We start from the raw sequence: 15,249 nt of genomic DNA on the forward strand, positions 1-15,249 counted from the left end.
AGCTGAAATTTTCATAAGAAACAAGAACTTTCTTTTAAAATGAGAGATAGATTCCCTTTAAGATAGATGATTTATAGGATTGTGTCCAAATTTTACTGATTATTATCCTAGTTATAGTTTTTATGTTAAATAGATTGACATCGCTTTCATATAGGATAAAATGAAGATGATCCTGTTCTGGTGGTGTGCACTGAGAACAGTTACTTTTTATCAAAAAGTAAAGCGCTTACTTTATATTTTATTAGGAGGATAAGATGAAAAATCTATTTTTTGAAAAACGTTGCCGTTACAGTATTCGTAAGCTGTCAATCGGGGCTTGTTCCTTGATGATTGGTTCAGCTCTATTTGCGAGCCCAGCTCTTGCCGAACAAGTCGCAGTCCCTGAAACAGCTGCAAATACGAGCGCCCAAGCTACAAGTACTAGTGAGACAGCTAATCCAGATACTGCAGCCCTTGAAAAACAATTATCGGAAACAGAGAACAAAGTAGCTGAGCAACCAATTTCAGAAAACACTCCAGCAATAGCTGATTTGGTCAATGAAAAAGAAGAGGCAAAACCCGCTCCGGCAGATAAAGCTGAAAAACCTGCTCAACCAACTGAAAAAGAAGAAGTCAAACCAGAGGAAGCTCCTCAAGTGGCTGAGAAGAAAGCCGACAAACCGACTCTAGCAGACGTTCCTAAAAATGAAGAAAAGAGTCTCCGACCAAAAGAAATCAAATTTGATACTTGGGAAGATTTGTTAAAATGGGAACCGGGTGCGCGTGAGGATGATTCCATCAACCGTTCCTCAGTTGAACTCGCCAAGCGCCATAGAGGCCAATTGGTTAATGAAAAAGCAAGCAGAAGAGCCAAGGTTCAGGCGCTGGCAAATACCAACTCAAAGGCCAAAGACCACGCTTCTGTAGGTGGAGAAGAATTCAAGGCCTACGCCTTTGATTACTGGCAATACTTGGATTCAATGGTCTTCTGGGAAGGTCTAGTTCCAACTCCAGATGTCATTGATGCCGGTCACCGCAACGGAGTTCCCGTTTATGGAACACTCTTTTTCAACTGGTCAAACAGCATTGCCGACCAAGAAAAATTTGCAGCTGCCTTGAAACAAGACGCAGATGGCACCTTCCCTATCGCACGGAAACTTGTCGATCTTGCTAAGTACTATGGCTTTGATGGCTATTTCATTAATCAGGAAACAACGGGGGAATTGGTAGCACCTCTTGGTGAAAAAATGCGCCAATTCATGCTCTATACAAAAGAATATGCGGCTAAGGTCAATCACCCAATCAAGTATGCTTGGTACGATGCCATGACCTACAAATACGGTCGTTACCACGAAGATGGTCTAGGTGATTACAACTACCAGTTCATGCAAAAAGAAGGAGACAAAGTCCCTGCAGATCAATTCTTTGCTAATTTCAACTGGAACAAGGAAAAGAATGACCACTCCGTAGAGATGGCAAAATGGCTAGAACGTAGCCAATATGATGTCTTTGCAGGCTTGGAATTGCAACAAGGTGGCTCTTATAAGACCAAAGTCAAATGGGATGCCCTCTTAGATGAAAAAGGCAAGTTGCGTTTGTCACTTGGACTCTTTGCACCAGATACGATTACCAGTCTAGGAAAAACAGGGGAAGATTACCACAAAAACGAAGACATCTTCTTTACAGGTTACCAAGGAGATCCAACGGCTCAAAAACCAGCTGACAAAGAGTGGTATGGAATTGCCAATTTAGTTGCGGACCGCACTCCAGCAGTAGGACGCACCTTCACTACCTCTTTTAATACAGGTCATGGTAGAAAATGGTTTGTAGACGGTAAAGTTTCTAAGGATTCTGAGTGGAACTACCGTTCTGTTTCAGGTGTCTTGCCAACATGGCGCTGGTGGCAGACTTCAACGGGGGAAAAACTTCGTGCAGAATATGACTTTACAGATGCCTATAATGGAGGTAACTCCCTTAAATTCTCAGGTGATGTAGCTGGTAAGACGGACCAGGATGTGAATTTGTATTCTACCAAGCTAGAAGTAACTGAGAAAACCAAACTTCGTGTTGCCCACAAGGGAGGAAAAGGCTCTAAAGTTTATATGGCTTTCTCTACAACACCAGACTACAAATTTGAGGATGCAGCCGCATGGAAAGAACTAACTCTCTCTGATGACTGGAAGAATGAAGAATTTGACCTTAGCTCACTAGCTGGAAAAACCATCTATGCAGTCAAACTCTTCTTCGAGCATGAAGGAGCTGTAAAAGATTATCAGTTTAACCTAGGTCAATTAACCATTTCAGATAATCACCAAGCACCACAAGCGCCTACAGGCCTTTCTGTAGTGAAACAATCTCTCAAGAATGCCCAAGAAGCTGAAGCAGTGGTCCAGTTTGCGGGTAACCAAGATGCAGATTTCTATGAAGTCTACGAAAAAGATGGGGATAACTGGCGTTTGTTGACAGGATCATCTGCTTCCGCTATCTACTTGCCAAAAGTTAGCCGCTCTGCTAATGCGACTGGTAGGACTCAGGAATTGAAAGTCGTTGCGGTTGGTAAAAATGGACTTCGTTCTGAAGCTGCGACGGCATCCTTTAACTGGGGGATGACAGTTCAGGATACGACTCTCCCAAGACCTTTAGCTGAAAATATTGTTCCAGGGGCAAAGGTTATCGATAGCACTTTCCCAAATACTGAAGGTGGAGAAGGCATCGAAGGGATGTTGAACGGTACCATTACTAGCCTGTCAGACAAGTGGTCTTCAGGACAATTGAGCGGTAGTGTCGATATTCGTTTGACCCAACCACGTCGTGTTGTCAGATGGGTAATGGATCATGCGGGAGCTGGTGGAGAATCCGTAAACGACGGTTTGATGAACACCAAAGACTTTGATCTTTACTACAAGGATACAGATGGCGAGTGGAAGCTAGCTAAGGAAGTTCGTGGCAATAAAGCGCACGTGACAGATATCACTCTTGACAAACCAATCACCGCTCAAGACTGGCGCCTAAAAGTTATCACTTCAGATAATGGAACACCTTGGAAAGCCATTCGTATATACAACTGGAAGATGTACGAAACCTTGGATACAGAAAGCCAAAATATTCCAATGGCTAAGGTAGCTACCCGTTCACTTGGAAACCATCAAGTTCAACTAGGCTTCTCTGATGTTCCAGCGGGTGCAACTATCACCGTTTACGACAAGGCAGATTCACAAACACCAATTGCAACCTTGAAGTCTGAAACTGGTGGCGACCTAGCAACAGCACCATTGGGCTTTGACAAGCAACCAACTCTCCTCTACTATCGTACCCAACTACCTGGCAAAGAAATCAGTAACACCTTGGCTGTAGCGATTCCGCAGGATGAAAGAAAAATTAAATCTGTTAGCCTTGAAAAAGGGCCTAAGAAGACAGTTTATAAAGAGGGAGAAAAACTGGACCTTAGAGGCGGCACTCTCCGTGTTCAATACGAAGGGGGACAAGCCGATGAGCTGATCAACCTTACTCATTCAGGTGTGACAGTATCTGGCTACAAAGCTCATCAAAAAGGGGAACAAAAGCTCACAGTTAGCTATCTTGGACTTCCAGTAAGCGGTGACTTGAAGGTACAAGTGACTGGTCAAGATGAAGGAAAACCAAAGGAAGTAGCAGGTTTGTACATTACTAAGAAACCAAAAACAGACTATCTAGTAGGAGAGCAACTAGATCTTGCAGAAGGTCGCTTCGGCGTTCTCTATGATGATGAGACAGAAGAGTCTCACAGCTTTACTGATAAAGATGTTGAAATCACGGGCTATGATGCTCAGAAGACTGGACGACAAACCTTGACCTTGCATTACAAGGGACATACTGCTGAGTTCGATGTCTTGGTTTCTCCAAAGGCTGCAGTTAATGATGAATACCTCAAACAAGAAATCACTGCTGCCCAAGGTCGCCAGTCAACCCTTGCCTATACCTTCTCAAGTGAGGACAAACAAGCTGCACTAGTAGAGAAACTTAATGCAGCGAAAGCTGTTGCAGAAAACCATGATGCCAGTCAAGAAGAAGTCAATAAAGCCTTGAATGAATTGAAACAAGCTGGAGCGGACTTGGATGGAAATCAACGTTATCAAACTGCTAGAGAAGAATTGGAAGGCTTGCTCGAATCCGTCCGCGAAAAAGATTCTCAAGATGAGTTGATTGCCCAAGCTGAAGCTTTGTTGTCTTCACAAACACCAACTCCACAAGCTTTTGCGGACATGAAAGAAAAGTTGAATAAGAAACTAGCACCTGCAGAAGAAAGCCATCATGTTGGAAGCATGGATCCAAATGAAGTGGCTCCAACGGTTGAAGCTCTTCCTGAACTAGTTATTGAAACTGAAACAACAGCCTTTGAACGTCAGGAGCGACCAAACGCCGAGCTTCTCAAAGGACAATGCCAGCTAGTTCAAGCAGGAGTTGAAGGCCAAGTTCGTCGCTTTGTAGAAGTTGATGCTCAGGGCAAACGCACCCTTCATTCTACTGAGGTTCTCAAGGAAGCGATCCCAGAAATTGTTGAAGTAGGAACGAAAGTCCTTTCAAGTAACCAACCAGCTGAGGGTGTGAAAGATTTAGTTCTAGAAACTCCGAAACTGGAAATTGAAGAGGGGACAGTTTCCTTCGAACGTCGGGAACGACCAAATGCAGCCCTTCTCAAAGGACAACGCCAGCTAGTTCAAGCAGGAGTTGAAGGCCAAGTTCGTCGCTTTGTAGAAGTTGATGCTCAGGGCAAACGCACCCTTCACTCTACTGAGGTTCTCAAGGAAGCCCTTCCAGAAATTGTTGAAGTAGGAACGAAAGAAGAGCAGGTCTCACAAACAAGGGATCAAGCTCTTTCAGCAGCACCAGCAAAAGTTGAAGAAACAAGCAGAGAGCTCCCAAATACGGGAGCGACAAGAGATGCTAGTCTAGTAGCGCTGGGACTCCTCGGACTAATGAGTGGCTACGGCTTGCTCTCTAGAAAGGGGAGAGAAGACTAATCAGATTTACGAATCTTGGATTTTCTCATAAAAATTAAAAAACAAGGTTTGACTATAAATCGGTCAAACCTTGTTTTAATAACTTATTTGATGAGGTCTTTCTAGTTTTAATTTTAAAAAAAGTAGTTTCAGTTGCAAGAATGAACAAGAAAAGTTTAGGGTTTTTCTATCTCTTTTGTGGATTTTGTGATATAATTAACACGTATAAAAAAAGAAGGAGTCATATCTAATGGCAAAATTGACTGTTAAAGACGTTGACTTGAAAGGGAAAAAAGTTCTCGTTCGTGTTGACTTCAACGTACCTGTTAAAGATGGCGTGATTACCAATGACAACCGTATCACTGCAGCTCTTCCAACTATCAAGTACATCCTTGAACAAGGTGGACGTGCAATCCTCTTCTCTCACCTTGGACGTGTAAAAGAAGAAGCAGACAAAGAAGGTAAATCACTTGCCCCTGTAGCTGCTGACTTGGCTGCTAAATTGGAACAAGAAGTTAAATTTATCCCAGGTGTTACACGTGGTGCTGAATTGGAAGCCGCTGTTAACGCTCTTGAAGATGGACAAGTTCTCTTGGTTGAAAACACTCGTTACGAAGATGTTGATGGCAAGAAAGAATCTAAAAATGATCCTGAACTTGGTAAATACTGGGCATCACTTGGAGATGGTATCTTCGTAAACGATGCATTCGGTACAGCTCACCGTGCACACGCATCTAACGTTGGTATCTCAGCAAACGTTGAAAAAGCAGTTGCTGGTTTCCTTCTTGAAAACGAGATTGCCTACATCCAAGAAGCAGTTGAAGCTCCAGAACGTCCATTCGTGGCTATCCTTGGTGGTTCAAAAGTTTCAGACAAGATCGGTGTTATCGAAAACTTGCTTGAAAAAGCTGATAAAGTCCTTATCGGTGGTGGGATGACTTACACATTCTACAAAGCACAAGGTATCGAAATTGGTAACTCACTTGTAGAAGAAGACAAATTGGATGTTGCGAAAGCTCTTCTTGAAAAAGCAAACGGCAAATTGATCTTGCCAGTTGACTCAAAAGAAGCAAACGCATTTGCTGACTACACTGAAGTGAAAGACACTGAAGGTGAAGCAGTAGACCCAGGTTTCCTTGGTTTGGATATCGGTCCAAAATCAATTGCTAAGTTTGACGAAGCCTTGACTGGTGCGAAAACAGTTGTATGGAACGGACCTATGGGTGTATTTGAAAACCCTGACTTCCAAGCTGGAACAATCGGTGTCATGGATGCTATCGTGAAACAACCAGGTGTTAAATCAATCATCGGTGGTGGTGACTCAGCTGCTGCAGCCATCAATCTTGGACGTGCAGACAAGTTCTCATGGATCTCTACTGGTGGTGGAGCTTCAATGGAGCTTCTTGAAGGTAAAGTTCTTCCAGGATTGGCAGCACTTACAGAAAAATAAGCTTTCTTAGATGAAATCATAGAAAAGAGGAACTCTGTTTCCTCTTTTTTATAGCCTAAATTAAAAACGCTTCCTATTGATTTTCACTCATAAAATCAACTAATTTATGTTAAAATGGTAGTAGAAAGTTGAGAATATGAGTTATTTTAAAAAATATAAATTTGATAAGTCACAGTTCAAGCTTGGTATGCGAACCTTCAAAACAGGGATTGCCGTATTTATAGTTCTCTTGATTTTTGGTTTTTTTGGCTGGAAGGGGCTTCAAATTGGAGCGTTGACAGCGGTCTTCAGTTTACGAGAGAGCTTTGATAAGAGTGTCCATTTTGGAACTTCGCGTATCTTAGGAAATAGTATTGGCGGTTTTTACGCCCTTGTCTTTTTCCTCTTAAACACTTTATTTCATGGAGCCTTTTGGGTAACTTTACTAGTTGTTCCAATTTGCACCATGTTAACCATTATGACAAACGTTGCTATGAACAACAAGGCAGGAGTTATTGGTGGTGTAGCGGCTATGTTAATCATTACCCTATCAATACCAAGCGGAGAAACATTTTTGTACGTGTTTGCGCGCGTATTTGAAACATTTATGGGAGTTTTTGTCGCAATCCTTGTAAATTATGATATTGAGCAACTGAAACTCTTTTGGGAGAAAAAAAGAAAATAATGTTACATTTTATAACATTATTCGTTGACGTATGTCTTTTTTTAGACTATAATAGACAGGAAGAAGGAAATTGTAAATGAAGGAAAGAGAATTTCGCCGAAATATGGCTGTTTTTCCTATCGGCAGTGTTATGAAATTGACCGATCTCTCGGCGCGTCAGATTCGTTATTATGAAGATCAAGAGTTGATCAAACCTGATCGAAACGAAGGGAACCGTCGCATGTATTCCTTGAATGACATGGATCGTCTGCTTGAAATCAAAGATTATATCTCTGAAGGTCATAATATTGCTGCGATTAAGAAAAAATATGCTGAACGCGAGGCGAAATCCAAGAAAGCAGTGAGCCCAACGGAAGTGCGTCGTGCGCTTCATAATGAGCTCCTCCAACAGGGACGCTTTGCTTCAGCACAGTCGCCTTTTGGTCGCGGTTAGGCAACCGCAAGTAGTCAGATATTAAGGAGAAAAACCATGCCAATCACAGCTGCAGATATTCGTCGTGAAGTCAAGGAAAAAAATGTTACCTTTATTCGTCTCATGTTTTCAGATATCTTGGGGACGATGAAAAACGTCGAAATTCCTGCTACAGATGAACAGTTAGATAAGGTCTTGTCAAACAAAGCCATGTTTGATGGCTCTTCTATTGAAGGTTTTGTACGTATCAATGAGTCAGATATGTACTTGTACCCAGACTTGGATACATGGACAGTCTTCCCTTGGGGAGATGAGAATGGAAGTGTTGCAGGTTTGATCTGTGATGTCTATACAACAGAAGGTGAGCCATTTGCAGGTGACCCTCGTGGCAACCTCAAACGTGCTCTTCGTCATATGGAAGAAGTAGGATTCAAATCCTTCAACCTTGGTCCAGAGCCAGAATTCTTCCTCTTTAAACTCGATGAAAATGGTGACCCGACACTTGAAGTAAATGACAAGGGTGGCTACTTTGATTTGGCACCTACTGACCTTGCAGACAATACGCGTCGTGAAATCGTGAATGTCTTGACCAAAATGGGATTTGAAGTAGAAGCAAGTCACCACGAGGTTGCGGTTGGACAACATGAAATTGACTTCAAGTATGATGAAGTCCTCCGTGCCTGTGACAAGATTCAAATCTTTAAACTTGTTGTTAAAACCATTGCTCGTAAACACGGTCTTTACGCAACCTTTATGGCAAAACCAAAATTTGGTATTGCTGGATCAGGTATGCACTGTAATATGTCCTTGTTTGATGCAGAAGGAAACAATGCCTTCTTTGATCCAAATGATCCAAAAGGAATGCAGTTATCTGAAACGGCCTACTATTTCCTTGGTGGTTTGATCAAGCATGCTTACAACTATACTGCTATCATGAACCCAACAGTTAACTCATACAAGCGTTTGGTTCCAGGTTATGAAGCACCTGTTTACATTGCTTGGGCTGGTCGTAACCGTTCGCCACTTGTGCGCGTGCCGGCTTCACGTGGCATGGGAACTCGTCTTGAGTTGCGTTCAGTGGACCCAATGGCAAATCCATACATCGCTATGGCGGTTCTTTTGGAAGTTGGTTTGCATGGTATTGAAAACAAAATCGAAGCACCAGCTCCTATCGAAGAAAATATCTATATCATGACAGCTGAAGAGCGTAAGGAAGCTGGAATTACCGACCTTCCATCAACTCTTCACAACGCTTTGAAGGCTTTGACTGAAGACGAAGTGGTTAAGGCTGCCCTAGGTGACCACATCTATACTAGTTTCCTTGAGGCTAAACGTATCGAGTGGGCTAGCTATGCGACCTTCGTTTCACAATGGGAAGTTGATAACTATCTAGACCTTTACTAATATAGAAGAAAGATTGCCTGAGGGCGGTCTTTTTTTCTTGCGTTTTATATCGAGGTGTGATATATTTTATATAACGAGGTACGATATATCGAACTAAATAGGAGGTGGGGTTAAATGGAATTGACGGATAAGATTCGTCGGGTTTATCTTCCGATGACGGAAACAGGATTTTATATCTTGTTCTGTCTACAAAAGGAACGTCATGGTTATAGTATCACACAAAAGGTCAAGGAGATAACAGATTCGCAAGTTTCGATTAGTCCTGGAACTATGTATGGAACCTTGTCAAAAATGGAAAAGGATGGCTTGATTTCCTTTATCCGGGAAGAGGAAAAACGTAAAATCTATCAGATCACAGACTTGGGACGAAAAGTCTTAGATATTGAATTGAAACGTATTGAACGGCTCTATAGAAATAGTCGGGAGGAAGTATGATGGAAAAGAAGGTTGTATATCGGATATCTACAATTGCAGATTATGATAGAGAGGCTTTATACCTTGGGGAAATGCATGCTAAGGGCTGGAAACTTAAGGAAGTAAGCTACTCTAACTTAGTAGTTGCGGTTAAGTATACTTTTGAAAAGTGCCAACCGGAGCAGGTGTCTTATCAGTTGGACTTTTATCCCATGAAAAAATCAGAGAGAGCCTCCTATTTACAACTATTTAAAGACTGTGGCTGGGAGCATATTACAGACTTTAATAGTTTTTCCTATTTTAGAAAAGCGCATTCTGAAATTGAATCGGATACTGAGTTTGAAATCTATAATGACGCTACAGGGAAGTTAGCTATGATCAAACGGATTTTAATAATGCGGATGCTTCCTATTTTGATTCTATTTTTAGCTCTACTACCGGTTTTCTCAAAGTTTGTCAGTGGAGCTAGTTCTTTCAGATGGGAAGTATTTTTGATTTTCATAATAGATTGGATTTTATTGATAGTTTTTGCGATTCAGATTTCTTATATTTTTTGGAAATTGAGTCAAAAGTGGAAAGAATTATCTGATAAATGAAAGAATGCCTGTTTTCTAATTTGGAGGTAAGACAATGAATAGCAAAGTACAATTTAGGATTTTTACCATTGTTGATTTGGACAAGGAAGAAGAATATTTACATGAGATGCACTTGAAAGGTTGGAGATATAGAACTAACCGTTTTGGTTTTTTCTATTTTGAACAATGCCAACCAGATGATGTCATCTATCATATCTGTGATTCTAGATTTCTTAAAAAGTATAAGCATGAGCTACAAGATTTTAGAAATAGCGGTTGGGAATTGATAGAAACAGGTTTTTGTTCAATTCTTCGTAAACCAACTTCTGATATACTTTCAGAGGAGGAAGTCTATATGAGTAAGGATCTCAGATGGGAAGTTATGCGGTCTAGACTTCGTTCCTGTATAGCCACTTTTTCAGGTGGTCTTGTTGTTTGCATGAGTTTGTATCGAGAAAATTTGTCTCAGTCTTTCTTTATTATTTTCTTTTTATACGCTTGCTTAATTTTTTATCTAATCTATGGATATTACAGACTTAAAAGGAAATACCAAGTAGATGAGAAGTAAGATTCTAGGTCTTCAGACTGATTTTTAGCACTCTTGGTAAAAGAGTGCTAATTTTTTGAGTTTTTGTCTTGACATTCTCTTCTAAGGGTGTATAATAGAATCATGAGTTAGCACTTTGATACATAGAGTGCTAATCGATCGGACAGAGAGGAGTGATGAGATGGTTACAGAGCGTCAGCAGGATATTTTAAATCTGATTATTGACATCTTTACCAAAACGCACGAACCTGTCGGATCCAAGGCGCTACAAGAGTCTATCAATTCTAGTAGTGCTACCATTCGTAATGACATGGCAGCTCTAGAGAAGCAGGGTTTGCTTGAAAAAGCGCATACTTCCAGCGGTCGGATGCCAAGTATCGCTGGGTTTCAGTACTATGTAAAACACTCCTTGGCTTTTGACAGACTGGCTGAAAATGAGGTATACGAGATTGTCAAAGCCTTTGATCAGGAGTTCTTCAAACTGGAGGATATTCTGCAAGAGGCTGCTAATCTACTGACAGACCTGAGTGGCTGTACGGTAGTGGCTCTGGATGTTGAGCCGAGCAGGCAACGGTTGACAGCCTTTGATATCGTTGTTTTGGGACAACATACAGCCTTGGCAGTATTTACCCTAGACGAGTCCCGAACGGTTACCAGTCAGTTTTCGATTCCAAGGAACTTCCTGCAGGAAGATTTAAATCGCCTCAAGACCTTGATTCAAGAACGTTTCCTAGGTCACACCGTTCTGGACATTCATTACAAGATTCGGACGGAGATTCCGCAAATTATCCAACGTTACTTTACAACAACGGATAATGTCATGGATCTCTTTGAACACATTTTTAAAGAAATGTTCAACGAAAACATTGTGGTATCGGGCAAAGTTAATCTCTTGAATTTTGCCAATCTAGCAGCCTATCAGTTCTTTGACCAACCGCAAAAAGTGGCTCTGGAGATTCGTGAAGGTCTGCATGAAAATCAAATGCAAAATGTCCGTGTTGCAGACAGTCAGGAATCCTGTCTAGCAGATTTGGCGGTGATTAGCAGTAAGTTCCTCATTCCTTATCGAGGTTTTGGAATTCTAGCGATTATCGGTCCAGTCAATCTAGATTATCAGCAATTGGTCAACCAAGTCAATGTGGTCAATCGTGTTTTGACGATGAAGTTGACAGATTTTTATCGCTACCTCAGCAGTAATCATTACGAAGTAAATTAATTTTGAAATCATTAAAGGAGGCGAAAATGGCCCAAGATAAAAAAAACGAAGAAATGAAAGAAGAGGAAGTTGTGGAAACAACTGAAGAAACAACTCCTGAGAAGTCTGAGTTGGACTTGGCAAATGAACGTGCGGATGAGTTCGAAAACAAATACCTTCGCGCTCATGCAGAAATGCAAAATATTCAACGCCGTGCCAATGAAGAACGTCAAAACTTGCAACGCTATCGTAGCCAAGACCTGGCAAAAGCAATCTTACCATCGCTCGACAACTTAGAACGTGCACTAGCAGTTGAAGGTTTGACAGACGATGTCAAAAAAGGATTGGAGATGGTGCAAGAGAGTTTGATTCACGCTTTGAAAGAAGAAGGAATCGAAGAAATCGCAGCTGACGGTGAATTTGACCATAACTACCATATGGCCATCCAAACTCTCCCAGCAGACGATGAACACCCAGCAGACACCATCGCTCAAGTCTTCCAAAAAGGCTACAAACTCCATGACCGCATCCTACGCCCAGCCATGGTAGTAGTGTATAACTAGGCTAGAGAACTTAAAAACTTGTCCGAAACGACAATAAACTATGAAGAAAGATAAAAAACAAGCCGGAGGCTTGCAAGAAAGATATTGCCCGCCGTGGTGAAACAGGGGGATTTTTGAGACAATAGGCTCAAAAATAAGTGATGAAATCCCGTAGGGAGTTGCTCACGTCCCCACCACTTAAGGGGAATATTAAGAAAAGTCAAAAATAGAATATAAAATTTAAGGAGAAAAACACATGTCTAAAATTATCGGTATTGACTTAGGTACAACAAACTCAGCAGTTGCAGTTCTTGAAGGAACTGAAAGCAAAATCATCGCAAACCCAGAAGGTAACCGTACAACTCCATCTGTAGTATCATTCAAAAACGGAGAAATCATCGTTGGTGATGCCGCAAAACGCCAAGCAGTCACAAACCCAGATACAGTTATCTCTATCAAATCTAAGATGGGAACTTCTGAAAAAGTTTCTGCAAATGGAAAAGAATACACTCCACAAGAAATCTCAGCTATGATCCTTCAATACTTGAAAGGTTACGCTGAAGAATACCTTGGTGAAAAAGTAACCAAAGCAGTTATCACAGTCCCAGCTTACTTCAACGATGCTCAACGTCAAGCAACAAAAGACGCTGGTAAAATCGCTGGTCTTGAAGTAGAACGTATCGTTAACGAGCCAACTGCAGCAGCACTCGCTTACGGTTTGGACAAGACTGACAAAGAAGAAAAAATCTTGGTATTCGACCTTGGTGGTGGTACATTCGACGTATCTATCCTTGAATTGGGTGACGGTGTCTTCGACGTATTGTCAACTGCAGGGGACAACAAACTCGGTGGTGACGACTTTGACCAAAAAATCATCGACCACTTGGTAGCAGAGTTCAAGAAAGAAAACGGTATTGACTTGTCTACTGACAAGATGGCAATGCAACGTTTGAAGGATGCAGCTGAAAAAGCTAAGAAAGACCTTTCAGGTGTAACTTCTACTCAAATTAGCTTGCCATTTATCACTGCTGGTGAAGCTGGACCTCTTCACTTGGAAATGACTTTGACTCGTGCGAAATTCGACGATTTGACTCGTGACCTTGTAGAACGTACAAAAGTTCCAGTTCGTCAAGCCCTTTCAGATGCAGGTTTGAGCTTGTCAGAAATCGACGAAGTTATCCTTGTTGGTGGTTCAACTCGTATCCCAGCCGTTGTAGAAGCTGTTAAGGCTGAAACTGGTAAAGAACCAAACAAATCAGTAAACCCTGACGAAGTAGTTGCTATGGGTGCTGCGATCCAAGGTGGTGTAATTACTGGTGATGTTAAAGACGTTGTCCTTCTTGATGTAACACCATTGTCACTTGGTATCGAAACAATGGGTGGAGTATTTACAAAACTTATCGATCGCAACACTACTATTCCAACATCTAAATCACAAGTCTTCTCAACTGCAGCAGACAACCAACCAGCCGTTGATATTCACGTTCTTCAAGGTGAACGCCCAATGGCAGCAGATAACAAGACTCTTGGACGTTTCCAATTGACAGATATCCCAGCTGCACCTCGTGGAATTCCTCAAATCGAAGTAACATTTGATATCGACAAGAACGGTATCGTATCTGTTAAGGCTAAAGATCTTGGAACTCAAAAAGAACAAACAATTGTTATCCAATCTAACTCAGGTTTGACAGACGAAGAAATTGACCGCATGATGAAAGATGCAGAAGCTAACGCTGAAGCAGATAAGAAACGTAAAGAAGAAGTAGACCTTCGTAACGAAGTTGACCAAGCAATCTTTGCGACTGAAAAGACAATCAAGGAAACTGAAGGTAAAGGCTTCGATGCAGAACGTGATGCTGCCCAAGCTGCACTTGATGAGCTTAAGAAAGCTCAAGAAGACAACAACTTGGACGAAATGAAAGCAAAACTCGAAGCCTTGAATGAAAAAGCTCAAGGACTTGCTGTTAAACTTTACGAACAAGCCGCAGCAGCCCAACAAGCTCAAGCAGGAGCAGAAGGCGCACAAGCAACAGGAAACGCAGGCGATGACGTCGTAGACGGAGAGTTTACTGAGAAGTAAGATGTTGAGGCGTTAAGAAAACAAAAGAAAAATAGGAAGTCATCGCCTTGTGCGATGCACAAAAGATGGCTTATCTTTTTTCCGAAGTTTTTAGCCGAAACTCAGTTAAGCCTAACTCGTTAAGAATGACGAATTACTAAGGTTCATTGTCTAAATGTAATAATGATAGGAAGAAATCCAGAGGTTGCAACCCAGCCTCTGTTTTTCGGTAAAATAGAGGATGTTGCGTATGAAAAAAGTACTTTGTATCATTTATCCTAATTTTTCTCTTCATGAGATAACCGCTTTAACAAGTACTTTAGCTCTGTCTTTTGACATCACGATTGATTATGTCGCTTCAGATTATTCGATAGTTATATCTGAGGATGGCTTGCCTTGTCGGTCTACAAAAATATTGGATCAAGTACGTATAGAAGAATATTCTTGTGTGATTTTGCCAGGAATGGTAAATATAGGTCCTGCTCTACAGGATGAAAAATTAAATTCGTTTTTGAGGGAACTCGGTAAGCAGGATATCTTAATTACAGCCATTTCTTCAGCACCTATTTTGTTGGCAAAAGCAGGTTTATTGAATGATACGAAATTTACAGGTGGGATTTGGCAAAACTTCTTTGACTATTTTGAATTTCTTCCTCGGAAAAATTTCAAAGCAAAAGCTGTCCTGCAAGATAAAAATATCATTACTGCTATTGGTTTTGCACATCAAGAGTTTGCAAGAAAAGTAATTCTTGGTCTAGATTTGACAGAAAATACTGACAACTATTTTAAAGAACAAGACGGGTATACAGAGGAGGATTTGATATTTACTCTATCAGATGAAGAGTTTGATGAAGTGAAGCAGAGTATAGAAAATACCCTCTAAATATTTACTTATAAATTATAGAAAGGAATAAGGGTGTTCGAGTAACTGAACACGGTTTCCGAAATTTCTAACTCAATATAAAAGAAAGGAATTGAACCCGACCTAAATGGTGGTTTAATTCAAAATATCAATAGAAAGGAACAAGT

Annotated in this window: 12 protein-coding genes; all 12 read left to right on the forward strand. The window is 41.2% G+C overall.

Annotated features, from left to right (window positions below; translation table 11 throughout):
• The first annotated feature begins 254 nt into the window (after positions 1–254).
• The 12 genes from B7721_RS03090 (at position 255) to B7721_RS03145 (ending at position 15,103) form a co-directional block, all read left to right on the forward strand.
• Positions 255–4,979 carry an endo-beta-N-acetylglucosaminidase gene (locus B7721_RS03090; protein ID WP_084877456.1) on the forward strand — a complete coding sequence of 1,575 codons (4,725 nt, stop codon included), beginning with the start codon at positions 255–257 and terminating at the stop codon, positions 4,977–4,979.
• A gap of 229 nt (positions 4,980–5,208) precedes the next feature.
• Positions 5,209–6,408, forward strand: coding sequence for a phosphoglycerate kinase (locus tag B7721_RS03095; RefSeq protein WP_084877457.1), 1,200 nt, complete (start codon positions 5,209–5,211; stop codon positions 6,406–6,408).
• A 136-nt stretch (positions 6,409–6,544) separates the two neighbouring features.
• Entirely contained in the window at positions 6,545–7,072 is a 528-nt protein-coding gene (locus B7721_RS03100) for an FUSC family protein (protein ID WP_000119887.1), read from the forward strand.
• Between the two features lie 76 nt (positions 7,073–7,148).
• The gene (gene glnR, locus B7721_RS03105; RefSeq protein ID WP_061853109.1) at positions 7,149–7,505 is read left to right on the forward strand and encodes a transcriptional repressor GlnR; all 357 of its coding nucleotides are present in this window, start codon (positions 7,149–7,151) and stop codon (positions 7,503–7,505) included.
• A 36-nt stretch (positions 7,506–7,541) separates the two neighbouring features.
• Positions 7,542–8,888, forward strand: coding sequence for a type I glutamate--ammonia ligase (gene glnA, locus B7721_RS03110; protein WP_084877459.1), 1,347 nt, complete (start codon positions 7,542–7,544; stop codon positions 8,886–8,888).
• Between the two features lie 114 nt (positions 8,889–9,002).
• A complete protein-coding gene (locus B7721_RS03115; protein WP_084877460.1) occupies positions 9,003–9,323 on the forward strand; it encodes a PadR family transcriptional regulator in 321 nt (106 codons plus the stop codon).
• Positions 9,323–9,898 carry a DUF2812 domain-containing protein gene (locus tag B7721_RS03120; protein WP_084852230.1) on the forward strand — a complete coding sequence of 192 codons (576 nt, stop codon included), beginning with the start codon at positions 9,323–9,325 and terminating at the stop codon, positions 9,896–9,898. Before B7721_RS03115 ends, B7721_RS03120 begins: the two co-directional genes overlap by 1 nt.
• A gap of 34 nt (positions 9,899–9,932) precedes the next feature.
• A complete protein-coding gene (locus B7721_RS03125; RefSeq protein WP_084877462.1) occupies positions 9,933–10,445 on the forward strand; it encodes a DUF2812 domain-containing protein in 513 nt (170 codons plus the stop codon).
• 160 nt (positions 10,446–10,605) lie between these two features.
• Positions 10,606–11,640: a heat-inducible transcriptional repressor HrcA gene (gene hrcA / locus B7721_RS03130; protein WP_084877463.1), complete on the forward strand. Its 1,035-nt coding sequence runs from the start codon at positions 10,606–10,608 to the stop codon at positions 11,638–11,640.
• A 26-nt stretch (positions 11,641–11,666) separates the two neighbouring features.
• A complete protein-coding gene (gene grpE, locus B7721_RS03135) occupies positions 11,667–12,182 on the forward strand; it encodes a nucleotide exchange factor GrpE (protein WP_000046057.1) in 516 nt (171 codons plus the stop codon).
• A 235-nt stretch (positions 12,183–12,417) separates the two neighbouring features.
• Positions 12,418–14,241 carry a molecular chaperone DnaK gene (dnaK, locus tag B7721_RS03140; RefSeq protein ID WP_042902036.1) on the forward strand — a complete coding sequence of 608 codons (1,824 nt, stop codon included), beginning with the start codon at positions 12,418–12,420 and terminating at the stop codon, positions 14,239–14,241.
• Between the two features lie 229 nt (positions 14,242–14,470).
• Positions 14,471–15,103 carry a DJ-1/PfpI family protein gene (locus B7721_RS03145; RefSeq protein WP_084877465.1) on the forward strand — a complete coding sequence of 211 codons (633 nt, stop codon included), beginning with the start codon at positions 14,471–14,473 and terminating at the stop codon, positions 15,101–15,103.
• Positions 15,104–15,249 lie beyond the last annotated feature (146 nt).

It is taken from the genome of Streptococcus oralis subsp. oralis (assembly GCF_002096445.1).
Classification (GTDB): Bacteria; Bacillota; Bacilli; order Lactobacillales; family Streptococcaceae; genus Streptococcus; species Streptococcus oralis_N.